Source organism: Klebsiella sp. GN_Kp190, from assembly GCF_040061795.1.
In the GTDB taxonomy this organism is placed as follows: Bacteria; Pseudomonadota; Gammaproteobacteria; order Enterobacterales; family Enterobacteriaceae; genus Klebsiella; species Klebsiella michiganensis.
In genome coordinates, this window is sequence record NZ_JBEAFN010000023.1 from 15,015 (window position 1) to 39,487 (window position 24,473).

General features: G+C 58.9%; 21 protein-coding genes. 17 read left to right on the forward strand and 4 right to left on the reverse strand.

Features of this window, described 5'->3' with window-relative positions:
- The first annotated feature begins 255 nt into the window (after positions 1-255).
- The 8 genes from ABLU67_RS14200 to ABLU67_RS14235 all read left to right on the forward strand — a co-directional run bounded on the left by ABLU67_RS14200 (position 256) and on the right by ABLU67_RS14235 (position 9,411).
- Positions 256-1,206 carry a sugar-binding transcriptional regulator gene (locus ABLU67_RS14200; RefSeq protein WP_004848649.1) on the forward strand — a complete coding sequence of 317 codons (951 nt, stop codon included), beginning with the start codon at positions 256-258 and terminating at the stop codon, positions 1,204-1,206.
- A gap of 362 nt (positions 1,207-1,568) precedes the next feature.
- The gene (locus tag ABLU67_RS14205) at positions 1,569-3,089 is read left to right on the forward strand and encodes an FGGY-family carbohydrate kinase (RefSeq protein ID WP_048263527.1); all 1,521 of its coding nucleotides are present in this window, start codon (positions 1,569-1,571) and stop codon (positions 3,087-3,089) included.
- A gap of 280 nt (positions 3,090-3,369) precedes the next feature.
- Entirely contained in the window at positions 3,370-4,305 is a 936-nt protein-coding gene (locus tag ABLU67_RS14210; RefSeq protein WP_004130307.1) for a D-ribose ABC transporter substrate-binding protein, read from the forward strand.
- A 43-nt stretch (positions 4,306-4,348) separates the two neighbouring features.
- Complete coding sequence (locus ABLU67_RS14215; RefSeq protein ID WP_025107046.1) at positions 4,349-4,969, forward strand: DUF2291 domain-containing protein; 621 nt, start codon at positions 4,349-4,351, stop codon at positions 4,967-4,969.
- Position 4,970: 1 nt separating this feature from the next.
- A complete protein-coding gene (locus tag ABLU67_RS14220) occupies positions 4,971-6,515 on the forward strand; it encodes a sugar ABC transporter ATP-binding protein (protein WP_014228343.1) in 1,545 nt (514 codons plus the stop codon).
- Between the two features lie 17 nt (positions 6,516-6,532).
- Positions 6,533-7,588 carry an ABC transporter permease gene (locus tag ABLU67_RS14225; protein WP_004100048.1) on the forward strand — a complete coding sequence of 352 codons (1,056 nt, stop codon included), beginning with the start codon at positions 6,533-6,535 and terminating at the stop codon, positions 7,586-7,588.
- 60 nt (positions 7,589-7,648) lie between these two features.
- The gene (locus ABLU67_RS14230) at positions 7,649-8,446 is read left to right on the forward strand and encodes an SDR family oxidoreductase (protein WP_004848639.1); all 798 of its coding nucleotides are present in this window, start codon (positions 7,649-7,651) and stop codon (positions 8,444-8,446) included.
- Positions 8,447-8,625: 179 nt separating this feature from the next.
- Positions 8,626-9,411: an SDR family oxidoreductase gene (locus ABLU67_RS14235; protein WP_254539622.1), complete on the forward strand. Its 786-nt coding sequence runs from the start codon at positions 8,626-8,628 to the stop codon at positions 9,409-9,411.
- A 194-nt stretch (positions 9,412-9,605) separates the two neighbouring features.
- Here the strand turns inward: ABLU67_RS14235 and ABLU67_RS14240 are convergent, their stop codons facing one another.
- Together ABLU67_RS14240 and betT are read right to left on the reverse strand one after the other, a co-directional pair.
- Entirely contained in the window at positions 9,606-9,758 is a 153-nt protein-coding gene (locus ABLU67_RS14240) for a Hok/Gef family protein (protein ID WP_004130292.1), read from the reverse strand.
- Between the two features lie 222 nt (positions 9,759-9,980).
- Entirely contained in the window at positions 9,981-12,014 is a 2,034-nt protein-coding gene (gene betT, locus ABLU67_RS14245; protein ID WP_025107047.1) for a choline BCCT transporter BetT, read from the reverse strand.
- 128 nt (positions 12,015-12,142) lie between these two features.
- On the opposite strand from betT, the gene betI reads away from it, so the two are divergent.
- The 3 genes from betI to betA are packed head-to-tail and all read left to right on the forward strand — an operon-like array spanning position 12,143 to position 15,898.
- A complete protein-coding gene (gene betI, locus ABLU67_RS14250) occupies positions 12,143-12,736 on the forward strand; it encodes a transcriptional regulator BetI (RefSeq protein WP_348852350.1) in 594 nt (197 codons plus the stop codon).
- Between the two features lie 10 nt (positions 12,737-12,746).
- Entirely contained in the window at positions 12,747-14,219 is a 1,473-nt protein-coding gene (gene betB, locus ABLU67_RS14255; protein ID WP_348852351.1) for a betaine-aldehyde dehydrogenase, read from the forward strand.
- 14 nt (positions 14,220-14,233) lie between these two features.
- Positions 14,234-15,898, forward strand: coding sequence for a choline dehydrogenase (gene betA / locus ABLU67_RS14260; protein ID WP_207171624.1), 1,665 nt, complete (start codon positions 14,234-14,236; stop codon positions 15,896-15,898).
- A gap of 51 nt (positions 15,899-15,949) precedes the next feature.
- Here the strand turns inward: betA and ABLU67_RS14265 are convergent, their stop codons facing one another.
- Positions 15,950-16,645, reverse strand: a complete 696-nt coding sequence (locus ABLU67_RS14265) for a GNAT family protein (RefSeq protein ID WP_014228336.1) — start codon at positions 16,643-16,645, stop codon at positions 15,950-15,952.
- A gap of 209 nt (positions 16,646-16,854) precedes the next feature.
- Here ABLU67_RS14265 and ABLU67_RS14270 point away from each other — a divergent pair, with 209 nt between their 5' ends.
- The 5 genes from ABLU67_RS14270 to ABLU67_RS14290 all read left to right on the forward strand — a co-directional run bounded on the left by ABLU67_RS14270 (position 16,855) and on the right by ABLU67_RS14290 (position 21,990).
- On the forward strand, positions 16,855-18,423 hold the full coding sequence (locus tag ABLU67_RS14270; RefSeq protein ID WP_064375717.1) for an ABC transporter substrate-binding protein: 1,569 nt from the start codon (positions 16,855-16,857) through the stop codon (positions 18,421-18,423).
- Positions 18,424-18,587: 164 nt separating this feature from the next.
- A complete protein-coding gene (locus ABLU67_RS14275; protein WP_064358083.1) occupies positions 18,588-19,637 on the forward strand; it encodes an ABC transporter permease in 1,050 nt (349 codons plus the stop codon).
- On the forward strand, positions 19,637-20,470 hold the full coding sequence (locus ABLU67_RS14280) for an ABC transporter permease (protein ID WP_064358082.1): 834 nt from the start codon (positions 19,637-19,639) through the stop codon (positions 20,468-20,470). The genes ABLU67_RS14275 and ABLU67_RS14280 overlap by 1 nt, the downstream gene beginning before the upstream one ends.
- On the forward strand, positions 20,463-21,299 hold the full coding sequence (locus ABLU67_RS14285) for an ABC transporter ATP-binding protein (RefSeq protein WP_348852352.1): 837 nt from the start codon (positions 20,463-20,465) through the stop codon (positions 21,297-21,299). The genes ABLU67_RS14280 and ABLU67_RS14285 overlap by 8 nt, the downstream gene beginning before the upstream one ends.
- Positions 21,286-21,990 carry an ABC transporter ATP-binding protein gene (locus tag ABLU67_RS14290; RefSeq protein WP_064358080.1) on the forward strand — a complete coding sequence of 235 codons (705 nt, stop codon included), beginning with the start codon at positions 21,286-21,288 and terminating at the stop codon, positions 21,988-21,990. Before ABLU67_RS14285 ends, ABLU67_RS14290 begins: the two co-directional genes overlap by 14 nt.
- Before the next feature lie 108 nt (positions 21,991-22,098).
- On the opposite strand, the gene ABLU67_RS14295 is transcribed toward ABLU67_RS14290, so the two are convergent.
- Positions 22,099-23,436 (reverse strand): aspartate aminotransferase family protein, encoded by a 1,338-nt coding sequence (locus tag ABLU67_RS14295; RefSeq protein WP_038424195.1) that lies wholly within the window; start codon positions 23,434-23,436, stop codon positions 22,099-22,101.
- 182 nt (positions 23,437-23,618) lie between these two features.
- Between ABLU67_RS14295 and ABLU67_RS14300 the strand changes: the two genes are divergently transcribed.
- Positions 23,619-24,383 (forward strand): SDR family NAD(P)-dependent oxidoreductase, encoded by a 765-nt coding sequence (locus ABLU67_RS14300; RefSeq protein WP_025107057.1) that lies wholly within the window; start codon positions 23,619-23,621, stop codon positions 24,381-24,383.
- Positions 24,384-24,473: the final 90 nt, after the last annotated feature.

The following is a 24,473-nucleotide window of genomic DNA, read 5'->3' on the forward strand; positions in this document are numbered from 1 at the left end:
TCAGGAACATTCTGCCTCCTTACCACCGGGCGTGACGTCACCCGGGCACTTTTCAGTTGACCTGAAATCGCTATGAATATATATTCACTAACGACTCTTTATTCAATTATGCGGCTACTGTTCTGTTTTTGTCCATAGCTGATTTTGAGGATTGGCGAAAGTTAGATATCCATCACACTTAACTGTCTTTTCTTTTCGCGTATGATAATGAGCTCTAACATAATGGCTGCACGTAAATGATTTTCGGGGAAATATATGGCTAAGCAGGATGAACAACGGCTATTAGTTAAGATTGCCACGCTCTACTATCTTGAAGGACGAAAGCAGTCCGATATCGCTCAACTTCTCTCGCTTTCTCAGTCATTTATCTCCCGAGCGATCGCCCGCTGCCAAAAAGAAGGCGTGGTCAAAATCAGCGTTGTTCAGCCATCGAATATTTTCCTCAATCTTGAAAAAGGCCTCGAGGATCGCTACGGAATTAAACAGGCCATCGTCGTGGATACCGAAGAGGACGCCAGCGATCACACCATCAAGCGCGCCATTGGATCCGCCGCGGCCCACTATCTGGAAACGCGATTGCGGCCGAAAGATCTGATTGGCGTCTCGTCGTGGAGTTCGACTATCCGCGCAATGGTTGATGAGGTTCACGCGCAAAACCTGAAGGCCAACGGCGTGATTCAACTGCTCGGCGGCGTGGGTCCTAACGGTAACGTGCAGGCGACCATCCTGACCCAGACCCTGGCGCAGCGTCTGAACTGTGAAGCCTGGCTGCTCCCTTCCCAGAGCATCGAAGGTTCTACGGAGGAGAAAAATCGCCTCGTGGCCAGCAAAGATGTCGCCGATGTGATTGCGCGCTTCGACGAAGTCGATATCGCCATCGTCGGGATTGGCATCCTTGAACCTTCGCAGCTGCTCAAAACGTCCGGTAACTACTATCACGAAGATATGCTGCAGGTGCTGGCGGAACGCGGCGCCGTGGGTGACATTTGCCTGCACTACTACGATAAAAACGGCAAGGCGGTGTTACGCGATGATGAAGATCCTGTGATCGGCATGGCGCTGGAGAAAGTGAAGAAGTGCCCTAACGTGGTGGCCCTTGCCGGCGGCAGCGAGAAGGTAGCGGCTATCAAAGGCGCGCTTTCAGGCGGTTATATCGATGTTCTGATCACCGATTATCCAACGGCCAGGCTGCTTATCGCCGGGTAATTTCCTCACTCAAACACTTTCCCACAGCCTTTACGCTTTCCTTCAGGCGTAAAGGCTTCGCCAATAAATTTTTATATTTCAAACGTATATAACCAGCCAACCGCGCTCTTTTCCCCCGACACCCGGAAGCTTCACCAAACGGATAAGTGTGATTGCCAGCACAATTGATAACTTTTCCTGTAGCCCGACGGGAAGTTTCTGGCTAAGGTAACAAATAAATAATCACTATCGAATATATATTCAGTGATTAAAAAAGTGAAAACGAATTGTCACATCATGGCCTGCTAAGAAGCAATGCGATAAAGAGGAATGCCGACTTCCCCCTCCGCGCCAGGACGAAGTGTGACTCAGGAGACTACCTAATGCAGGCAACACGTAAAGAGTTCATCATTGCGCTGGACGAAGGCACCACCAATGCCAAAGCCGTCGTACTCGATAGCCGCGGCCAGGTCGTGGTGAAATTCTCTCAGCCGCTGGCGATCCAGACGCCGCGTGAAGGCTGGGTCGAGCAGTCGGGAGAAGTCCTGGTTGACGCTTCGCTGGCGGTTATCGCGCAAGCGGTAGCGCACATTGGCGCAGAAAACGTCGCGGCATTAGCCATCAGTAACCAGCGCGAGACCGCGATCGGCTGGTATCGCCAGAGCGGTAAGCCAATCAACGCCGCGATCACCTGGCAGTGCAGCCGCAGCGCCGCGTTTTGCGATGAACTGCGCCACAGCGACAAAGAGCGGCAAATCAAGGCCGTGACCGGCCTGCCGATTGCGCCTCTGTTTTCGGCCTCGAAAATGCGCTGGCTGCTGGAATCTCTTCCTGAGGGGCGCGCGCTGGCTGAGCGCGGAGAAATCTGCCTCGGCACTATCGACAGCTGGCTGCTGTGGAACTTAACCCAGGGCGAGGCGTTCTACTGCGATTACTCCAATGCCGCGCGTACCCAGCTGCTGAACCTGCAAACCGGCCAGTGGGATGACAACATGCTGGCGCTGTTCCAGATCCCGCGCGCCGCGCTGCCGGAGATCAAGCCCTCCAGCGGATTGTTTGGCTATACCCGGGGGTTGAACGCTATCCCTGACGGTATTCCCGTAATGGCGATGGTCGGGGATTCCCACGCCGCGCTGTTTGGCCACGCGCTGGGTGAACTCGGCTGCGTGAAAGCCACCTACGGTACGGGGTCATCGGTGATGGCGCCGGTAAAATCCGCACAGTGCGATATCGACGCGCTGGCCACCACCATCGCCTGGCACGACGGCGACAGCATCACCTACGGACTCGAAGGTAATATTCCGCATACCGGCGATGCCGTGGCGTGGATGGCGGACAGCACCGGTCTGAGCGAACTTTCCGATGCCGAACTGGCGCATGAACTCAACACCCTGCCCGCCTCCGTGGACTCCACGCTGGGCGTCTATTTTGTGCCGGCGTTAACCGGCCTGGGAGCCCCGTGGTGGGATGACAGCGCCCGCGGCGTGATTTGCGGCCTGAGCCGCGGCGTCAAGCGCGCCCATCTGATTCGCGCCGCGCTGGAATCCATTACCTATCAAATCGCCGATGTCGTGGTGGCGATGCGCCAGCAGGACGACTTCCACTTAACGGCGCTGATGGTCGACGGCGGCCCAACCAGGAACGACTGGCTAATGCAGTATCAGGCTGACCTGCTCGGCTGCCCGGTGATGCGCAGCGACGTTGCCGAGCTGTCGGCGATTGGCGCGGCCCTGCTCGCGCGCAAAGCCCTGAATCCCGGATCGGTGACCGACCTGAACGCGTTTTTAACCGAACACAGCGAATTTATCCCCGATATGGCCCGCCACCAGCGCCTGCAGAAAAGATGGCAGGAGTGGCGCCATGCGGTGAACAGAACATTATGGAAACCGGCAACGTCCGCCTGACGCCCACCAGGGAATCGAACGCGTGACGCACCTTAGAGCCTATCCCAGTAGGCGTTATTGGCGCAGGCAGTTTGAACACGGACAGCGCGGAAGAACCGGAGCGTACACGTAGTACGTGAGGATTCTGAGCACTGCCCTGGTTCAAAATGGCCAGTAAAATAGCCCTAATGGATAGGCTCTTAATCATCAACAAAAGGAGACCCCCGGCCCATAAACTCGATTTACAGGCCTTACGTTGTTTCACCGTACCCGACAATAACAACCAAGAGAGAAAATTGTCATGAAATTACGTTTAACGCTTTTAACCGCTGCTACCCTGACCGCCTTTTCTTTCGCTGCCCAGGCGGCAGAAAAAGGCACCATCATGATCATGGTTAACTCGCTGGATAACCCCTATTACGCCTCTGAAGCCAAGGGCGCTAGCGAAAAAGCCAAAGAGCTGGGCTACCAGACCACCATTTTGTCGCATGGTGAAGATGTCAAAAAACAGAATGAGCTGATCGATACCGCCATCGGTAAAAAAGTTCAGGGCATTATTCTGGATAACGCCGACTCCACCGCCAGCGTCGCCGCCATTGAAAAAGCGAAGAAAGCGGGTATTCCGGTGGTTTTAATTAACCGCGAAATTCCTGTCGATGATATCGCGCTGGAGCAAATTACCCATAATAACTTCCAGGCCGGTTCTGAAGTCGCCAACGTATTTGTCGAGAAAATGGCGGAGAAAGGCAAATATGCCGAACTGACCTGTAACCTTGCGGATAATAACTGCGTGACCCGCTCTAAATCTTTCCACCAGGTGATTGACCAGTACCCGGATATGGTCAGCGTCGCTAAGCAGGACGCGAAAGGCACGTTAATCGACGGCAAGCGCATTATGGACAGTATTCTGCAGGCGCACCCCGACGTGAAAGGCGTGATTTGCGGCAACGGTCCTGTGGCCCTCGGCGCCATTGCCGCGCTGAAAGCCGCGAATCGTAACGATGTGGTGGTGGTCGGTATCGATGGCAGCAACGATGAGCGCGACGCGGTAAAAGCCGGCACCCTGCAGGCCACCGTAATGCTTCAGGCGCAGGCCATCGCCGCTCAGGGGGTGACCGACCTCGATAACTACCTGCAAAAAGGTGAAAAACCGGCCAAGCAGCGCGTGATGTTCCGCGGCATTCTGATTACTCAGGACAATGCAGACAAAGTGCAGGACTTCAATATCAAATCCTGATTTCGGGTTGTTGCGCCCCGTCCGGGGCGCACAGGAGCGTATTATGTATAAAAAAATCTCGCTGACGCTGGTTATTCTTGCGCTCGGGGGCTGTCGTATCGTCTCTCAGCAGGAGCTGGCCGATCTTAAATCTCCGCCCAACCCGCATATGGCGGATATCGATCGGACATGGCAAGACCAGCTGGTTCCCCAGGTTGTGGCTAAAGCCCGCCCCGTTGCCGAGCTGATGACCGCCCTGCGCGCGGCGAAAGATATCGATAGCGCCTGCAAAACCTTAGGCTATCGCGCTCAGGACGAAAACCCCTGCGTGTTTTACGTCAAAGTCGAAGGCAATATCAGTAAAATTGATTCCGCTTCGCGCAGCGGAAAAATGACGATTGAGGATATCAGTGGCGGCAACGTGGTGGTGCAAATTGGCCCAACGCTGCGCGGCACATTATTACGCGACGGCTATCAGGGCGCCAGCTATCAGGACTTTAACGATCAGGTGCTGTTTGGCGAATATAGCCGGGCGATTAACGAACATGCGGTCAAGATGATCCAGACGGCGCAGGTGAAAACCGGCGAAGCGGTACAGGTGTACGGCGTGTTCTCGGCCTGGGATATTCCGCAGACCATGCCTGATATTACGCCAGCCAAAATTGTTCGTTTGGGAGGGCAATAACATGCAGCGGCAAGAACTCGTCAATTCCCAACCAGTCGACTCTGAAGTTATTATCGAAACTCGCGAATTATCTCGCGTTTATCCGGGCGTTGTCGCCTTAGATAGCGTGAATTACCGGGTCTATCGAAATAAAGTAAACGTTCTGATCGGTGAAAATGGTGCGGGTAAATCCACCATGATGAAAATGCTTGCTGGCGTTGAAACACCCTCTTCCGGTCAAATCATTCTTGATGGCGCCCCGGTGACCCTTAGCTCGACGCACCAGGCTGAAAAGCAGGGAATCAGCATCATTTTTCAGGAATTAAATTTATTCCCGAATATGAACGTCATGGATAATATTTTTATGGCTAACGAATTCTTTCAAAAAGGGAAGATTAACGAAAAATATCAATATGAGTTAGCCAAATCATTACTGGAAAGACTGGAGCTGAATGTCGATCCCTACACCCAGCTTGGCGAATTAGGCATTGGCCATCAGCAGCTGGTGGAAATTGCGCGAGCGCTTTCTAAGGACACCCGGGTATTAATTATGGATGAACCCACTTCCGCGCTCAGCCAGTCGGAAGTCAAAATCCTGTTTAACGTGATCGAACAGCTTAAACGCCGCGGCGTCACCATTATCTATATTTCCCACCGTCTGGAAGAGCTGATGGAAATTGGCGACCACATCACTATTTTCCGCGACGGGCGCTTTATCAGCGAGCGCGAGGTCAGCGACGCCAGTATTCCGTGGATTATCGAACAGATGGTCGGCGATAAGAAAAAACATTTCGACTACCGGCCGGCGCCGAAAGGCGAAGCGGTCCTTGCCGTTGAAGGTCTGACGGCGCTGCACCCCAGCGGCGGCTATAAGCTCAACGATGTGACCTTTACCTTAAGTAAGGGAGAAGTGATCGGCATCTACGGCCTGCTCGGCGCCGGACGCACGGAGCTGTTTAAAGGCCTGGTCGGCCTGATGCCCTGCCAGAGCGGTAACGTCCATCTCAACGGCGAAAATATCGAAAAGGCCCCGTTCCAGGCGCGGCTAAAAAAAGGGCTGGCGCTGGTGCCTGAAGACCGCCAGGGAGAAGGCGTGGTGCAGATGATGTCGATTCAATCGAATATGACCTTATCCGATTTCAGCCTGCAGGGCTTTCGTCGGGCGTGGAAATGGCTGAATCCGCAGAAAGAAATCGCCTGCGTCAAAGAGATGATTCGCGAACTGGCAATCAAGGTGAGCGACCCCGATCTGCCTGTCACCTCGCTCAGCGGCGGCAACCAACAAAAGGTGGTGCTCGGCAAGGCGTTGATGACGAAGCCGGAAGTGGTGTTTCTCGATGAGCCCACTCGCGGTATCGACGTCGGCGCGAAAACCGACGTTTATCATCTGATCGGCAAAATGGCCCAGCAGGGTCTGGCAGTGATGTTCTCTTCATCGGAGCTGGATGAAGTAATGGCGCTGGCGGATCGCATCCTGGTCATGGCCGACGGTCGGATTACCGCCGATTTACCGCGTCATGCGGTGACCCGCGAAAAATTAATCGCGGCTTCAACACCTCAAGATTAATCAGGCTGGAACCCATCATGAACCAGAAATATATGATTTATATGTACCTGCTGAAGGCCAGAACGTTCATCGCTCTGCTGCTGGTTATCGCGTTCTTCAGCGTGATGGTACCGAATTTCCTGACCACATCTAACCTGCTGATTATGACCCAGCACGTGGCCATCACCGGCCTGCTGGCCATCGGCATGACGCTGGTTATCCTGACGGGCGGTATCGACCTCTCCGTCGGCGCCGTGGCTGGCATCTGCGGCATGGTGGCCGGGGCGCTGTTAACCAACGGCCTGCCCTTATGGAACGGCAGCGTTATCTTCTTCAACGTACCGGAAGTGATCCTCTGCGTGGCGCTCTTCGGCGTGCTGGTTGGCTTCGTTAACGGCGCGGTCATCACCCGCTTCGGCGTCGCACCCTTTATCTGCACCCTGGGCATGATGTATGTCGCCAGAGGCTCGGCGCTGCTGTTCAACGACGGCAGCACCTACCCCAACCTCAACGGCATGGAAGCGCTGGGCAACACCGGCTTCTCCACCCTGGGATCCGGGACGCTGATGGGCATCTATCTGCCAATCTGGCTGATGATCGGCTTCCTGCTGCTGGGCTACTGGCTGACCACCAAAACCCCGCTGGGCCGCTATATCTACGCTATCGGCGGTAACGAATCCGCCGCACGCCTGGCCGGCGTGCCTATCGTCAAGGCAAAAATCTTCGTTTACGCCTTCTCCGGCCTGTGCTCAGCGTTCGTCGGCCTTATCGTCGCTTCGCAGCTGCAAACCGCGCACCCGATGACCGGCAATATGTTCGAAATGGACGCCATTGGCGCCACCGTGCTCGGCGGAACCGCGCTGGCGGGCGGTCGCGGCCGGGTGACCGGATCAATCATTGGCGCGTTCGTCATCGTCTTCCTCGCCGACGGCATGGTGATGATGGGGGTCAGCGATTTCTGGCAGATGGTCATTAAGGGGGTGGTTATCGTCACCGCCGTCGTCGTCGACCAGTTCCAGCAGAAACTGCAGAACAAAGTCATCCTGATGCGCCGCCATGAGGAGAAGCTGGCGGCGGCAGGCGCCACCAGTTAATCACGTCTTTATTACCCCGCCGGATGCTCTGCCGTCCGGCTTCAATAAGGGATGAAAAACATGCAAAGAAATTTCACAAACAAAACGGTGGTTATTACCGGCGCCTGCCGCGGAATTGGTGCAGGTATTGCCGAGCGCTTTGCGCGCGACGGCGCGAATCTGGTGATGGTCTCTAACGCCGAGCGCGTCCACGAAACGGCGGAAACCCTCCGCCAGCGCTACCAGGCCGACATCCTGTCGTTACAGGTTGATGTGACCGACGAAGCGCAGGTGCAGTCGCTGTACGAGCAGGCGGCAGCGCGTTTCGGCACCATCGACGTCTCTATCCAGAACGCAGGCGTGATCACCATCGACTATTACGATCGCATGCCGAAAGCCGACTTTGAAAAAGTGCTTGCCGTTAACACCACCGGCGTCTGGCTGTGCTGCCGCGAAGCCGCCAAATATATGGTCAAGCAGAACCACGGCAGCCTGATCAACACCTCTTCCGGCCAGGGTCGTCAGGGCTTTATCTACACCCCGCACTATGCCGCCAGCAAAATGGGCGTGATCGGCATCACCCAAAGCCTGGCGCACGAGCTGGCGCCGTGGAATATCACCGTTAACGCCTTCTGTCCGGGCATTATCGAAAGCGAGATGTGGGACTACAACGACCGCGTCTGGGGCGAAATCCTCAGCACCGAGCAGAAGCGCTACGGTAAAGGCGAGCTGATGGCGGAGTGGGTCGAAGGCATTCCGATGAAGCGCGCCGGCAAACCGGAAGACGTTGCCGGGCTGGTGGCGTTTCTCGCCTCCGACGACGCGCGCTACCTCACCGGGCAGACCATCAATATCGATGGCGGCTTGATTATGTCGTAATGCCGCCAGCCTGGCATTTTTCAGGTCAGGCTACACAAATCATGTCCCGGAGGCGGTGCTGCGCACCTGTCCGGGCTACCCGACGGCACAAGCCCCGTAGCCCGGACAGGCGCAACGCGCCGCCTCCGGGAACGCCAACACCGGGCATGCTAAAGAATATTTTTTAGAGAGAAATGACTATGATCGCAAAAGATTTTGCCCAACAGCTGTTTAACCTGCAGGACCGCGTGGCCTTTGTCACCGGCGCGGGCAGCGGCATCGGCCAGATGATTGCTTACGGGCTCGCCAGCGCGGGAGCTCGGGTCGTCTGCTTCGATCTCCGCGAAGACGGCGGCCTCGCCGAAACCGTCAAAAATATTGAAGCCATCGGCGGAGAGGCCTGCTACTACACCGGCGATGTGCGCCAGCTTAGCGACCTACGCGCCGGCGTGGCATTAGCGAAAAGCCGCTTTGGCCGCCTCGATATAGCCGTCAACGCCGCCGGGATTGCCAACGCCAATCCGGCGCTGGAGATGGAAACCGAGCAGTGGCAGCGGGTTATCGATATTAACCTGACCGGCGTGTGGAACTCCTGCAAAGCGGAAGCCGAACTGATGCAGGAAACGGGCGGCGGTTCGATTATTAATATCGCCTCGATGTCCGGCATTATTGTTAACCGCGGTCTCGATCAGGCGCACTACAACTGCTCTAAAGCGGGCGTTATCCACCTGTCAAAAAGCCTGGCGATGGAGTGGATCGGCAAAGGGATTCGGGTCAACTCCATCAGCCCCGGCTATACCGCCACGCCGATGAACACCCGCCCTGAGATGGTTCATCAGACCCGCGAATTCGAAAGCCAGACGCCGATCCAGCGTATGGCGAAGGTTGAGGAGATGGCCGGCCCGGCGCTGTTCCTCGCCAGCGATGCCTCCTCGTTCTGCACCGGCGTTGACCTTGTGGTTGATGGTGGTTTTGTCTGCTGGTAGAACGGATTTAGCGTAGAAAAATGCCGGTAAGGGTGAGGTTGACGTCAGCGAAGCAGTATGCAGGGTGGCGGCGCGATTGTTTTAACCGGTCGATGTTCTCTCGCCGTCCATCCTGCCCCCATAAGCAGAAAAAAGGTGCCTTAAGGTTCCTTACCCAGCCTGCGGATAAGCGGGGATAGCTCCCCGCATACCGGCTACTTCTTCGTTTCGTAAGCGAGAACGGCCTTGAACTCCATACTACGTTCTTTGATGCTCAGCTCGCACAGCGAATCGCGCACCATTAACGTCAATCCCAGCGCTGTCAGACACAGCACGATGATTGCCACCAGGGCGTATTTTGTCAGCATCTCGTTGCCTCCATGCGAAGAAGAGGCTACTATCCAACGTGCTAGGTTTGGATTGTAGGCCTCAGGTTGATGGGAACATCTCCTGGGGCTTCGTCTTTCTGAATCCTCACCTAAGCCTGAACGCAGAAAGCCTCAGGCACCCGCCGCCATCATACGCTTCCCTGCGCAATTCACTGTATATTTAACCAGCCGCAATCCTTTTTCAGAAAACGTTTAGATGGCCTACATTCCGGGGAAGGTCACACTGTTGCCCGGCGCTTCGCGATGCAGATGGATAAAGTTCAAATGACGCTCGTACTGGTCAAGAATATCGGTAATGACCTGCTCTTTGCTGTAGTCCATCAGGTCGTTGCCCTGACTCCCTTCCAGCAGGAAGGTCTCCAGACGATAGTAGGTCGACTTCCCGCTGCGCGCCCGGTAGGTAAAGCCGGGAATGGAGTACTGCTGCGGCCAGATCTGATAAACAAAGTTCTGCTCGTCGCCCATATGCACCAGCAGGTCAAGATGGCCCAGGCTGTCTCCCTCTTCCGGCGGCAGGCTTTTCAGCTCGACGTAAGCGCCGCGCAGCTTCAGCTCCTGCGCCACCTCTTCCATCGCCGGGAAGCACACCGTCTCCATCATCTGGCGGGTATAGCGCGTGCCGGGATAGTTCATCAGCCGCGACAGGCGCTTCTTCCAGCTCAGGCGATCCTGCACGCCGAGCGGTCGCGGAGCGGTGTCGCGGTTGGCGCTCTCGCGGCGATAATCCTCGACCTTCAGCGACTTGTACAATCCCGCCATCACGAAGAAGATCACGAAGCTAAACGGCAGCCCCATAATCACCGTCGCGTTCTGCAGGGCGGAAATGCCGTTAGTCATCAGCATCCCGAGGGTCAGCAGGCCGATAACCACCGACCAGAAGATCCGCAGCCAGTTTGGCGCATCGCTGTTGATATCCTTCAGCTTCGAGGTGAAGTTACCCAGCACCAGCGCCCCGGAATCCGCGGAGGTCACATAGAACAGCAGGCCGGTAATCGTCGCCACCGAAGCGCTAAAGGTAAACGCCGGATACTGCGCCAGCAGGTTATAGAAGCCGCGCTCCGGGTGGGCGACCGCCTCGGCGGCGAAGGCCGCATTGCCGTGGATGATTTCATACAGCGCGCTATTGCCGAACACCGACAGCCACAGCAGGGTAAAGGTGAACGGGATAATCAGCGTTCCTACCACAAACTGACGAATGGTGCGTCCACGTGAAATACGCGCCAGGAACAGGCCGACAAACGGCGACCACGCCACCCACCACGCCCAGAAGAACAGGGTCCAGTTGTTCATCCACTCTACCGGACGATCGAAGGCGAAGCTGTTCAGGGTCATGCCCATAAAACGATTCACATAGTCGCCAACGTTGAGCACCAGCGCGTTGAGCAGAAACTCGGTGTCGCCCATAAACAGGACAAACAGGATCAGCCCGAGGGCCAGCACCACGTTAAGCTCGGAAAGAATACGAATGCCTTTATCCACCCCGGAGGTCACGGAGATGGTGGCGATAATGACCGACAGCACGATCAGCGCCGCTTTCGCGCCCAGCGAGTCCGGAATATCAAACAGCACGTTGAGGCCGTAGTTTAGCTGCACCACGCCAATCCCGAGCGTGGTGGCGATACCAAAAATGGTGCCGATAACGGCGGCGATATCCACGCTGTGGCCGATTGGGCCATTAATCTTTTTGCCGAAGATCGGATAGAGCGCGGAGCGGATGGTCAGGGGTAAATTATAACGATAGCTAAAGTATCCCAGCGCCATCCCCATCAGGGCATACATCGACCAGCCGGTCAGCCCGTAGTGAAACAGCGTCCACACCATCGCCTGGCGCGCCGCCTCCATGGTCTGCCCCGCCCCTTCCGGTGGCTGCATATACTGGGTCACCGGTTCGGCGACGGAGAAGAACATCAGGTCGATACCGATACCGGCGGCGAACAGCATTGCCGCCCAGCTGAGCACGCTAAATTCCGGCTTCGAATGTTCCGGCCCGAGCTTCACCGAACCGAAACGCGAGCAGGCGATGCACACGACAAACACGATATAGAGCGTCGCGGCGAGCAAATAGTACCAGCCAAAGGTGCGGGAAACCCAGTTCAGGGTACGGCCAATCCAGGCCGCGGAAAAATCGCTGAAGAAGAGAGTCATCAGGGAAAACAACAAAATCAGTCCGGCGGAAGTGTAAAAAACCACCGGATTGATTTTGTCCTTTTCTCTGCTCGGCGAAAGGTCTGTCATCCATTCTCCTTACTGTTTTTGCAACTATTAGAACCAAAATCGGCAACAATTAAGACACATTTTATATTGAACGTCCAATCAAAAACCGCTTTAATAGATAAACAAAGCTGATGAATGGAGTCTGAGAAATGCCCAAACTGGGGATGCAACCGATACGGCAGCGGCAGCTGATTGACGCCACCCTGGCCGCCATCAATGAAGTGGGAATGCACGATGCCACCATCGCGCAGATCGCCCGGAGGGCTGGCGTATCAACCGGCATCATCAGCCACTATTTCAAGGATAAGAACGGCCTGCTGGAAGCGACGATGCGCGATATCACCGGCCAGCTGCGCCAGGCGGTGTTGGGCCGTCTGCACGCCCTGCCCGACGCCGGCCCGCAGGAACGCCTGCGCGCCATCGTGGCGGGAAACTTCGACGACAGCCAGATAAGCAGCGCGGCAATGAAGGCCTGGCTCGCCTTTTGGGCTAGCAGCATGCATCAGCCGATGCTCTATCGCCTGCAGCAGGTCAGCAGCCGGCGACTGCTGTCGAATATCGTCTATGAGTTTCAGCGCGCCCTGCCGCGCGAAGAGGCGCAGGAGGCCGGATACGGTCTCGCCGCGCTGATCGACGGGCTGTGGCTACGCGCGGCGCTGAGCGGTAAACCGCTGGATAAAGCCCGCGCCGAAACGCTCGCCGAGCACTTCATCAGCCAATATCTGCCACCGACTTCTCACTAATGGAGGACCCATGTCCCGAATGGCCGAACAGCAGCTTTACATCGACGGTGGTTATGTTTCCGCCACCAGCGGTAAAACCTTCGAGACGATTAACCCCGCCAGCGGGGAAGTGCTGGCGACCGTCCAGGCCGCCGGCCGCGAAGACGTCGACCGGGCGGTAAAGAGCGCCCAAAAAGGGCAAAAAATCTGGGCGGCGATGAGCGCCATGGAACGTTCGCGCATTCTGCGTAAAGCGGTCGATATTCTGCGCGATCGCAACGATGAACTGGCGCGTCTGGAGACTCTCGATACCGGCAAACCGCTGAGCGAAACCGCCGCCGTCGATATCGTCACCGGCGCCGATGTGCTGGAGTACTACGCGGGCCTGATCCCGGCGCTGGAAGGGAGCCAGATCCCGCTGCGCGACAGTGCATTCGCCTACACCCGCCGGGAACCGCTGGGCGTCGTCGCCGGGATCGGCGCCTGGAACTACCCGATCCAGATCGCCTTGTGGAAATCAGCCCCGGCGCTGGCGGCCGGTAACGCGATGATCTTTAAGCCGAGTGAAGTCACCCCGCTCACCGCCCTGAAGCTGGCGGAAATTTACCGCGAGGCGGGACTGCCGGCGGGGGTATTTAACGTGCTGCCGGGCACGGGCGCCGAAACCGGCCAGTATCTCACCGAGCACCCGGACATCGCCAAAATCTCCTTTACCGGCGGCGTCGCCAGCGGCAAAAAAGTGATGGCCAACTCCGCCGCCTCCTCGCTGAAGGAAGTCACCATGGAGCTGGGCGGTAAATCGCCGCTGATCGTCTGCGAAGACGCCAACCTCGACCTCGCCGCCGACATCGCGATGATGGCTAACTTCTACAGCTCAGGACAGGTCTGCACCAACGGCACCCGGGTATTCGTTCCGGCGCGCCTGAAGGCGGCGTTTGAAGAGAAAATCCTCGCTCGCGTGGCGCGTATCCGTCCCGGCGATCCGTTTGCTGAAAGCACCAACTTCGGGCCGCTGGTGAGCTTCCCGCACCGCGATAACGTGCTGCGCTACATCGCGATCGGCAAGCAAGAAGGCGCGCGCCTGCTCTGCGGCGGCGAGGTGCTGAAAGGCGAAGGCTTCGACCGCGGCGCGTGGGTCGCCCCGACGGTGTTTACCGACTGCGATGACCAGATGACCATCGTCCGCGAAGAGATCTTCGGCCCGGTGATGTCGATTCTGAGCTACGACGATGAGGAAGAAGCGGTTCGCCGCGCCAACGCCACCGAATACGGCCTCGCCGCCGGCGTCGTCACGCCGGATTTAAACCGCGCCCATCGCCTGATTCATCGGCTGGAGGCCGGGATCTGCTGGATCAACACCTGGGGTGAATCCCCGGCGGAGATGCCGGTCGGCGGCTACAAGCACTCCGGTATTGGCCGCGAAAACGGCGTGCAGACGCTGCACAGCTACACCCAGATAAAATCCATCCAGGTTGAGATGGGTCAGTTTCAATCCATATTTTAACCAGGAGGTCATTTTTGCAGTTTGACTACATTATTATTGGTGCCGGTTCCGCCGGCAACGTACTGGCTACACGACTGACGGAAGATCCCCAGACCACCGTCCTGCTGCTGGAAGCGGGCGGCCCGGATTACCGTTTCGACTTCCGCACCCAGATGCCCGCCGCGCTGGCCTTTCCTCTACAGGGTCGGCGCTATAACTGGGCCTACGAGACCGAGCCTGAACCGCATATGAACAATCGCCGCATGGAGTGCGGACGCGGTAAGGGCCTCGGCGGGTCCTCGTTAATCAACGGCATGTGCTATATCCGCGGCAACGCTATGGATCTCGATAACTGGGCCTCGGCGCCGGGGCTTGAGCACTGGAGCTACCTCGACTGCCTGCCCTACTACCGCAAAGCGGAAACCCGCGATATTGGCGCCAACGACTACCACGGCGGCGACGGCCCGGTCAGCGTCACCACGCCAAAGCAGGGCAACAATCCGCTGTTCCACGCGATGATTGAAGCCGGCGTACAGGCCGGCTACCCGCGCACCGACGATCTTAACGGCTACCAGCAGGAAGGGTTTGGCCCCATGGATCGTACCGTGACGCCGCAGGGACGCCGCGCCAGTACCGCGCGCGGCTATCTCGACCAGGCGCGCGCGCGACCCAATCTGACCATTCGCACCCATGCGCTGACCGATCGCATTATTTTTGCCGGCAAACGCGCCGTCGGCGTCGAGTGGCTGGAGGGCGACAGCACGGCGCCGTCAAACGCCACCGCCAGTAAAGAAGTGCTGCTCTGCGCGGGCGCCATCGCTTCGCCGCAAATCCTGCAGCGCTCCGGCGTCGGCAGCCCGGAACTGTTGCACCAGTTCGATATTCCGCTGATTCACGCCCTGCCCGGCGTCGGCGAGAACCTGCAGGATCATCTGGAGATGTATCTGCAGTACGAATGTAAAGAGCCGGTGTCGCTCTACCCGGCGCTGCAGTGGTGGAACCAGCCGAAAATCGGCGCCGAATGGCTGTTCGGCGGGACCGGCATCGGCGCCAGCAACCAGTTTGAAGCGGGCGGATTTATTCGCAGCCGGGAAGCCTTTGCGTGGCCGAATATTCAGTACCACTTCCTGCCGGTCGCGATTAACTACAACGGCTCAAACGCGGTGAAAGAGCACGGATTCCAGTGCCACGTCGGCTCCATGCGCTCCCCAAGCCGCGGCCACGTGCGTCTGAAGTCGCGCGACCCGCACGAACATCCGGCGATTCTGTTTAACTATATGTCCAGCGAACAGGACTGGCAGGAGTTCCGCGACGCGATTCGCATTACCCGCGAAATCATGCATCAGCCGGCGCTGGATAACTATCGCGGCCGGGAGATCAGTCCGGGGGCGGAGTGCCAGAGCGATGCCGAGCTGGATGAGTTTGTGCGCAATCATGCGGAAACCGCCTTCCATCCGTGCGGCACCTGTAAAATGGGCTACGACGAGATGGCGGTGGTGGATGGCGAAGGTCGGGTTCACGGGCTGGAGGGCCTGCGCGTGGTCGACGCCTCGATTATGCCGCAGATTATTACCGGCAACCTTAACGCGACCACCATCATGATTGGCGAAAAAATGGCTGACGCCATTCGCGGCCGTCAGCCGCTGCCGAAGAGCACCGCGGCGTATTACGTGGCGAACGGCGCGCCGGTTCGCCGGTAAGAGTAAGCCCCCACCCCTCTCCCTGCGGGAGAGGGTTAGGGTGAGGAAAAACTAGCGGAAATCTTCCAGCCGCTTTAGCTGCCGTCCATCAGCATCAAAGTTCTCCGGCGCCAGCCACGCCCGCAGCGCCGCGTCGCGCGCGGGCCATTCGCTATCGATAATCGACAGCATATCGCTATCGCGGGTGCGTCCTTTGCGTACCATCCTCTGACGAAGACGCCCCTCCCAGGTAAACCCCAGCCGGTCGGCGGCGCGGCGGGAGGCGAGATTCATCGAATCGCACTTCCACTCCAGCCGACGATAGCCGTGAGCAAAACCATTTTGCAGCAGCAGCCACACCGCCTCGGTCCCGAGCGGCGTATTTTTCATCGCCCGCGACCAGGTGACGTGCCCTATCTCCACCGTGCCCATCGCCCGCTCAATCGCCATATAGCTGACCAGCCCGACGGCTCGCTCGGCGCGCAAATCGATAACCGCATACGGCACCAGCCCGTCGTCCATAACCTTACCGGTGATCCAGTTCGCCGTTGACTCCACGCTCTGTGGGCAGGTGCTGGCAAGCCAGGTCCAGTCGCTGTCGTCGCCGAGGGCATAGGCGGCAAACAGATCCGCCGCGTGCCGCTCGGTATCCAGCGGCTCCAGCCGGCAAAAGCGGCCATTTAACGCCGTGCGGCGCAGAAGTCCCGCGCCCTGCCACCCTGGTACGCGATCGTTGACCTGCTGACCAAATTCATTAATTTCCGGCACGCTTATCTCTCCCGTAGTGTTATCAAATTGTTATATCAAGAAAGGCGAATGGCCGGAAGATGCCCGGTACGATCGATCGTCATAACCCCTTGGTCTTGCTTATGCTTTTTAAGCATAAACTTAGCCGATCTTTGACTTTACGCCCGTAATTAAGCGGCCTAACGTAGCGAAACATCAATAATCACAATAACTTTTTTCAGGGATCGCATATGACTAAAAAACTGCTGCCGCTGCTGGTGCTCGCCGCGTTATCCGCCGCCGTTGACGCCGCCACGCCGCCGGGGACCCTGGTGGTCGCGCAGGGCCTCGACGATATCGTCAGCCTCGACCCGGCGGAAGCCAACGAGCTCTCCAGCATCCAGACGGTACCGAGCCTTTATCAGCGCCTGGTGCAGCCGGACCGCGATAACCCTGAAAAAATCACCCCGATCCTGGCCGAAAGCTGGCAGGCCGATCCGGCGGCGAAAACCCTGACCATCAAGCTAAAGCCCGACGCCAAATTCGCCTCCGGTAACCCGCTGCGCCCGGAAGATGTCATTTACTCGTACACCCGCGCGGTCATCCTGAACAAATCGCCGGCGTTTATTCTTAACGTCCTCGGCTGGCAGCCGGATAACATCGCCAGCCAGCTGAAGAAGCTAGACGACCATACCCTGGAGCTACGCTGGACCGCCGACGTCAGCCCGGCGGTGGCGCTGAATATTCTCTCAACGCCGATCGCCTCTATCGTCGATGAGAAACAGGTCGCCCCGAACGCCAAAGATAACGACTTCGGTAACGGCTGGCTGAAAATGCACTCGGCGGGCAGCGGCGCGTATAAAATGCGGGTCTATCAGCCGCATCAGGCCATCGTGCTGGAGGCCAACAGCAGCGCACCCGGCGGCGCGCCGAAGCTGAAAAGCATCATTATTAAGAACGTTCCGGACCCGGCCTCACGTCGTCTTCTCATCCAGCAGGGTGATGCCGACGTGGCGCGCGATCTCGGCGCCGACCAGATTGCGGCTCTGCAGGGTAAACCGGGCGTCAAGGTCCTCAGCATCCCTTCCGCTGAGCAGAACTATCTGGTCTTTAATACCGGCAACAGCGCCAACCCGCTGCTGAAAAACCCGGCCTTCTGGGAAGCGGCGCGCTGGCTGGTGGATTACAACGGCATCACGAAAGATTTGCTGAAGGGGCAATATTTCGTCCATCAGAGCTTCCTGCCGGTCGGCCTGCCGGGCGCGCTGGACAATAACCCGTTTACATTCAACCCGCAAAAAGCCAAAGATATCCTCGCTAAAGCGGGCATCAAAGAGGCGCATTTCACCCTCGACGTCGAAAACAAGCCGCCGTTTATCACCATCGCCCAGTCGATGCAGGCGAGCTTCGCCCAGGGCGGCGTGAAGGTGGATTTGCTGCCGGCCGCGGGTAGCCAGGTCTATGCTCGCGTGCGCGCCAAACAGCATCAGGCGGCGATTCGGCTGTGGATCCCTGACTATTTCGATGCCCACTCTAACGCCAGCGCCTTTGCGTACAACGACGGTAAATCCAGTACCGTCGCCGGGCTAAACGGCTGGCAGATCCCGGAGCTGAATAAAGCGACCCTGGCGGCAGTCGCCGAGCCGGACGCAGCGAAGCGCCTGGATCTGTATAAAAACATGCAGGAGGCGCTGCAGCGCAGTTCGCCTTACGTGTTTATCGATCAGGGTAAAACCCAGATTGTGGTTCGCGATAACGTGAAAGGTTATCAGCAGGGTCTCAATGCCGATATGGTCTGGTATGACCGGGTAACCAAATAACGCCTGGGGCAGGTACGATCGGGTAGCCCGGACAGGCGCAACGCGCCGCCTCCGGGAACGCAGGCCCCGATACCTTATGTTTTCCCGGTGGCGCTGCGCTGACCGGGCTACAACAACAGATCGCGCCAACTGATAACACTGTACTTTTTACCAACGGAATAACCATGTCTGCTGTGTTACCCCCCCGAGCAGAGCGGCGCGCAAAACGCCCCCTGCTCGCGCTGTTTCAGGGACTGCTGACGCTGGCCCTGACGCTGCTCGGTCTGCTGCTGGTGACCTTTGCGCTCTCGGCGCTGTCGCCGGTTGATCGGGTGCTGCAAATCGTCGGCGACCACGCCAGTCAGTCCACCTATGATCAGGTACGTCACCAGCTCGGCCTCGACCAGCCGTTGCCGCTGCAGTTCTGGCGCTATCTGGTGAATCTCGCCCACGGCGATCTCGGTATCGCCAGCTCAACCGGCCAGCCGGTGCTGCACGACCTGCTTGCCGCGTTCCCGGCCACCCTCGAACTGGCCACGCTGGCGTTGATTATCGGCGCGCTGTCGGGCGTTATCGCAGGCGTTCTCTGCGCCCGCTACGTCGGCTCGCCGTGGGATCTGGCGATGCGCACCTTTACGCTGCTCGGCAACTCGGTGCCGATCTTCTGGCTCGGTCTGCTGATGCTGGCGCTGTTTTACGCCAAACTGCAGTGGACGCCGGGGCCGGGGCGGCTGGACGATATCTATCAGTACACCGTCGAACCGCGCACCGGCTTTGCGCTCATTGATACCTGGCTCTCGGGTGATAAAGAGGCGGTTAAAAACGCCGCCGGGCACCTGCTGCTGCCGGTGCTGCTGTTGGCCTATTATTCTCTGGCGAGCATTACTCGCCTGACCCGTTCCGCCTGCCTGAGCGAAATGAACAAAGAGTACATCCTGCTGGCCCGCGCCAAAGGGGCCGGTGAGATGACGATTCTACTGCGTCACGTCCTGCCCAATATCCGCGGCACCCTGCTGACGGTGACCGCCCTCGCCTGGACCGCCATGCTGGAAGGCGCGGTGCTGACCGAAACCGTCTTCTCCTGGCCGGGAATTGGCCGCTATCTGACCACCGCGCTCTTTGCCGGCGATACCACGGCGATTATGGGCGGTACGCTGCTGATCGGCGCGAGCTTTGTGCTGATTAATAACCTCACCGACCTGCTGGTGCGGCTGACCGACCCGAGGATACGCTGATGCCGGGCTATCAGTTTTTACGCCGCCTGCGCCGTTCTCCCGCCGCCTTTTGCGGTCTGATCATCATTACGTTACTCCTGCTGACTGCGCTCTTTGCGCCCTGGCTGGCTCCGTTCGACCCGAACTGGCAGGACGCCGCCGCGCGGCTGCAGGGTCCGGGCGCGCAGCACTGGCTCGGCACCGACAGCTACGGCCGCGATCTTCTCTCAAGGCTGATTTTCGGCACCCGTCCGGCGCTGGGGCTGGTCGCGCTGGTGACGGCGATTACGCTCCCCGCCGGTCTGCTGGTGGGGATCCTGTCCGGCTATTACGGCGGCTGGCTGGAACGCGTGCTGATGCGTTTTACCGACGTGGTAATGTCGATGCCGCGGCTGATTCTGGCCTTCGCGTTTGTCGCGATGCTCGGCCCGGGCCTGGTGAACGGCGCCCTGGCGCTGGCGCTGACGACCTGGCCCGCTTACGCCCGTCAGGCGCGCAGCGAAATTCAGCGCTTGCGCCATAGCGACTATCTGGCGGCGGCGGAGATGATGGGCATTCGCGGCTGGCGTCTGCTGATGGGTCATATTCTGCCGCTCTGTCTGCCCTCGGCCATCGTCCGGCTGGCGCTGGATCTAGCCGGGATTATTCTCGCCGCTGCCGGTCTTGGCTTCCTCGGCCTCGGCGCCCGCCCGCCAATGGCGGAATGGGGCGCGATGATCGCCGACGGCATGCAGGTCATTTTCGACCAGTGGTGGATCGCCGCCGCCCCTGGCGCCGTTATCCTGATCGCCAGCCTGGCGTTTAACCTGCTGGGCGATGGCCTGCGCGACGTTCTGGAGCCGCAACATGACTGATACTCGCCTGATCGTTCAGGGATTGACCATCGACTATCCCACCGCCAGAGTGGTGGACCATTTAAGCTTCACGCTCGGCAACGAGCGGCTGGCGCTGGTCGGCGAATCCGGCTCCGGTAAATCCATGACCGCCCGCGCCCTGATGGGGCTGGTCCGCCGGCCCGGCGTCGTCAGCGCCGAGGCGCTCAACGTGCTGGGGCGCGACGCATTAACCCTTCGCGACCGCGGCTGGCGCGAGCTACGCGGCAACGATATAGCGATGGTGCTGCAGGACCCGCGCTACGCGCTCAATCCGGTAAAAAGCATTCAGGCGCAGTTGGAAGAGGCATTAACTCTGCATCAGCGCCTTAGCCGCCGCGCGCGGCTGGAGGCGGTCAAAGCCACCGTTGCCGCCGTCGGTCTGGATTTACCGGTGCTCAACCGTTATCCAGGCGAACTCTCCGGCGGGATGGGCCAGCGGGTGATGATTGCCCTTGCGCTGCTCAATAATCCGCAGGTGCTGATCGCCGATGAGCCCACTTCAGCCCTCGATGCCCGGCTGCGCAATCAGATCCTCGAACTGCTGGTAGAGCAGTGCGAACAGCGGCGGATGGCGATGCTGTTGATTAGCCACAACCTGCCGCTGGTGGCCGAGCACTGCCAGCGGGTGCTGGTCCTGTATCAAGGGGAAAAGGTCGATGAGATGGCGGCGCGAGATCTGCCGACGGCGACGCATCCCTACACCCGTACGCTCTGGACCTGTCGCCCGGCCGCGCAAACTTACGGTCAGATGCTGCCGACCCTCGACCGAACCCTGAACTTGACGGAGGCGGCGCATGGCGGTCGTTAATCTCAAGGATTTACAGGTTATTTTTGGCGAAAAAACCGCGGTGTCCGCCGCCAGCTTTGCCGTTGACGCGGGAGAAACGTTCAGCCTGATCGGCGCATCCGGCTGCGGAAAATCAACGATTCTCCGGGTGTTAGCCGGGCTGCAGCGGGACTGGCGCGGCCGCGTTGAACTGTTCGATAAGGCCATTACGCCGGGCCTGCGTTTCCAGGGCGAGCTGCGGCGCAACGTACAGATGGTGTTTCAGGACCCGTACGCTTCGCTGCATCCCAATCATACGCTATGGCGCACGCTGGCGGAGCCGCTGAAAATTCACGCTATCGGCGAAATCGCACAGCGGGTGTCCACCGCCCTGCAAGAGGTGGGGCTGCCTGCCGACGCCGCGCGCCGCTATCCGCACCAGCTTTCCGGCGGCCAGCGCCAGCGGGTGGCGATTGCTCGCGCGCTGCTGCTGCGGCCAAAGATTCTGCTGCTGGATGAGCCAACGTCGGCGCTGGATATGTCGGTGCAGGCGGAAATACTGAATCTGCTCAATCGGCTAAAGCAGGAGCACGGAATGACCTATCTGCTGGTCAGCCATGATGCCGATGTGATTGCCCATATGTCGGACCGGGCGGCGTTTATGGCGGAAGGCGTGATTCAGCGCTTCTTTGACCGCGAAGCGCTGGTGAACGGCGAACATCGGATAGGCTGAAAACCCGCCCCCGCTCGCGCTACGCTTAGCGGGGCTACGGGTTCGCCGCCATCTGCGAGAAGGTCGCCCGGGTAAGGCATTTACGCCGCGACCCGGGAAATCATCCCCTTACTTCGCCAGGCTCGCAAAGCGGGCGAATACCGCATCAAAAATCGCCAGCCCTTTTGCCACCTGTTCGGCGCTGATGGTGCACGGCGGCACCACGTGAATGCGGTTCTCCACCACAAACGCCAGCAGGCCGGCTTCGGTTAACGCGCCTTTAATGGCCGCCATATCGGCAGCGGTCAGAGGCGTTTTCCGCTCGCGGCTGCTGACCAGCTCCAGCGCCTGGAACAGACCGCGGCCGCGTACGTTGCCGATAATCGCGTGCTTCTCCGCCAGCGCTTCCAGCCCCGGACGCAGCACTTCGTTGCCGATGGTCGCCGCGTTCTCCACCACCTTCTCTTCCTTCATCGCGTCAATGGTGGCGACAATCGCCGCCATCGCCAGCGGATGGCCGGAATAGGTCAGCCCCCCGGCAAAGAAATGGTCATCAAAGTAGCGGGCGATTGGCTCGCTAATCAGCACGCCGCCGGCCGGGACGTAGCCGGCGTTAACCCCTTTGGCGAAAGTCACCAGATCCGGCACCACGCCATCCTGCTCGAAGGCGAACCAGCTCCCGGTACGACCAAAACCGGCCATCACTTCATCGAGGATCAGCACAATGCCAAACTCGTCGGCCAGCGCCCGCACGCCCTGCATATAGCCCTCCGGCGGGACAAGAATCCCGGCGGTGCCCGGAATCGACTCCAGCAGAATCGCGGCTATCGCGTTCGGGCCTTCGCACTCAATCATCCGCCGCAGATGGGCCAGCGCGCGCTGGCACTCCTCCTCTTCCGTCGTGGCGTTAAATTCGCTGCGGTAGAGATAGGGATTAAAGAAGTGCACGTGACCGCGTGAATACTCATTCGGCACGCGGCGCCAGTCGCCGGTGGCGGCAATCGCGCTGCCGGTATTGCCGTGATAGGAGCGATAGGCGGAGAGCACTTTATCGCGCCCGGTATAGAGCCGCGCCATACGGATGGCGTTCTCGTTAGCGTCGGCGCCGGCGTTGGTGAAGAACACTTTGCTAAAGCCTTCCGGCGCCAGCTCGACAATCCGCTTCGCCGCTTCGCCGCGGGCGAGGTTGGCTGTGGCGGGCGCGATGGTCACCAGCTCTTCCAACTGGGCTTTCATCGCCGCCAGCACGCGAGGATGCTGATAGCCAATGTTGACGTTGACCAACTGGCTGCTGAAATCCAGGTAAGTATTGCCTTCGTAATCCCACAGCTCGCAGCCTTTTGCCCCGGCGATCACCAGTGGATGTAAATTGCCCTGCATCGACCATGAATGAAACACATAAGCGCGATCCAGCTGCCGAACTTCATCATTGCTTATCGCTACCTCGTTCTGTAGTGCCAGCTTCATACCCTGCCCTCTCTCATGTCGTTGTTGTTGGCCTCATCATTGGCCGTGCGGGGGAGAAACGGATAGAGCCAGTCAGGCGAAAATGATGTGACACCGTGTCACATCGCCGTGCGCCGACTGGCCCTGTGCCCGCACGCGCGCGGTTTTTATAGTGGGAGCGACAACCTGCACAGGAGAATGAAATGGCAACGAGCAAAGTGGTGTTTATTACCGGGGCGACCTCGGGATTTGGGGAAGCAGCGGCGCAGGTCTTCGCCGATGCGGGCTGGTCGCTGGTGCTGAGCGGACGCCGTTTTACGCGGCTGAAGACGTTACAGGATAAGCTCGCCTCGCAGGTGCCGGTGCACATTATCGAACTCGACGTACGCGATAGCGATGCGGTGGCCGCGGCCGTAGCGGCGCTGCCCGCGGGCTTCGCCGATATCACGACGCTGATTAACAACGCCGGGCTGGCGCTGTCGCCGCAGCCCGCGCAGAAAGTGGATCTGGACGACTGGAAAACGATGATCGACACCAACGTCACCGGGCTGGTCAACGTGACCCACGCGCTGCTGCCGACGCTGATTAACCACGGCGCGGGCGCGAGCATCATCAATATCGGCTCTATCGCCGGGCAGTGGCCCTATCCCGGCAGCCACGTCTACGGCGCCAGTAAGGCTTTCGTGAAGCAGTTCAGCTATAACCTGCGCTGCGATCTGCTCGGGACCGGGGTGCGCGTGACCGATCTCGCGCCGGGTATTGCCGAAACGGAATTTACCCTGGTGCGCACCAAAGGCGACCAGGCGGCGTCGGACAACCTGTATCGCGGTACCACGCCGCTGAGCGCGCGGGATATTGCCGAACAAATGTTTTACATCGCCACGCTGCCGGACCATATGAATATCAACCGGGTCGAGGTGATGCCGGTGCGTCAGGCCTGGCAGCCGTTCGCCATCGATCGGGATTAAGGTTTGGTAGAGCGGAGAGGCGCGTAAGCGCCGCTTCCGGGAGAGTTTCATGCAGCTACGGATATGTCTCTGAAACAACGTGTTATGCAG

Excerpts from the sequence above, each read along its gene's own strand:
- ABLU67_RS14225 (WP_004100048.1), top strand. The coding sequence starts at position 6,533 with ATGAACCAGAAATATATGATTTATATGTACCTGCTGAAGGCCAGAACG.
- betT (WP_025107047.1), bottom strand. The coding sequence starts at position 12,014 with ATGACAGACCTTTCGCCGAGCAGAGAAAAGGACAAAATCAATCCGGTG.
- ABLU67_RS14280 (WP_064358082.1), top strand. The coding sequence starts at position 19,637 with ATGCCGGGCTATCAGTTTTTACGCCGCCTGCGCCGTTCTCCCGCCGCC.
- betI (WP_348852350.1), top strand. The coding sequence starts at position 12,143 with ATGCCCAAACTGGGGATGCAACCGATACGGCAGCGGCAGCTGATTGAC.
- ABLU67_RS14240 (WP_004130292.1), bottom strand. The coding sequence starts at position 9,758 with ATGCTGACAAAATACGCCCTGGTGGCAATCATCGTGCTGTGTCTGACA.
- ABLU67_RS14200 (WP_004848649.1), top strand. The coding sequence starts at position 256 with ATGGCTAAGCAGGATGAACAACGGCTATTAGTTAAGATTGCCACGCTC.
- ABLU67_RS14300 (WP_025107057.1), top strand. The coding sequence starts at position 23,619 with ATGGCAACGAGCAAAGTGGTGTTTATTACCGGGGCGACCTCGGGATTT.
- ABLU67_RS14215 (WP_025107046.1), top strand. The coding sequence starts at position 4,349 with ATGTATAAAAAAATCTCGCTGACGCTGGTTATTCTTGCGCTCGGGGGC.
- ABLU67_RS14230 (WP_004848639.1), top strand. The coding sequence starts at position 7,649 with ATGCAAAGAAATTTCACAAACAAAACGGTGGTTATTACCGGCGCCTGC.
- ABLU67_RS14270 (WP_064375717.1), top strand. The coding sequence starts at position 16,855 with ATGACTAAAAAACTGCTGCCGCTGCTGGTGCTCGCCGCGTTATCCGCC.
- ABLU67_RS14220 (WP_014228343.1), top strand. The coding sequence starts at position 4,971 with ATGCAGCGGCAAGAACTCGTCAATTCCCAACCAGTCGACTCTGAAGTT.
- ABLU67_RS14290 (WP_064358080.1), top strand. The coding sequence starts at position 21,286 with ATGGCGGTCGTTAATCTCAAGGATTTACAGGTTATTTTTGGCGAAAAA.
- ABLU67_RS14285 (WP_348852352.1), top strand. The coding sequence starts at position 20,463 with ATGACTGATACTCGCCTGATCGTTCAGGGATTGACCATCGACTATCCC.
- ABLU67_RS14210 (WP_004130307.1), top strand. The coding sequence starts at position 3,370 with ATGAAATTACGTTTAACGCTTTTAACCGCTGCTACCCTGACCGCCTTT.
- ABLU67_RS14205 (WP_048263527.1), top strand. The coding sequence starts at position 1,569 with ATGCAGGCAACACGTAAAGAGTTCATCATTGCGCTGGACGAAGGCACC.
- ABLU67_RS14295 (WP_038424195.1), bottom strand. The coding sequence starts at position 23,436 with ATGAAGCTGGCACTACAGAACGAGGTAGCGATAAGCAATGATGAAGTT.
- ABLU67_RS14235 (WP_254539622.1), top strand. The coding sequence starts at position 8,626 with ATGATCGCAAAAGATTTTGCCCAACAGCTGTTTAACCTGCAGGACCGC.
- ABLU67_RS14275 (WP_064358083.1), top strand. The coding sequence starts at position 18,588 with ATGTCTGCTGTGTTACCCCCCCGAGCAGAGCGGCGCGCAAAACGCCCC.
- betB (WP_348852351.1), top strand. The coding sequence starts at position 12,747 with ATGTCCCGAATGGCCGAACAGCAGCTTTACATCGACGGTGGTTATGTT.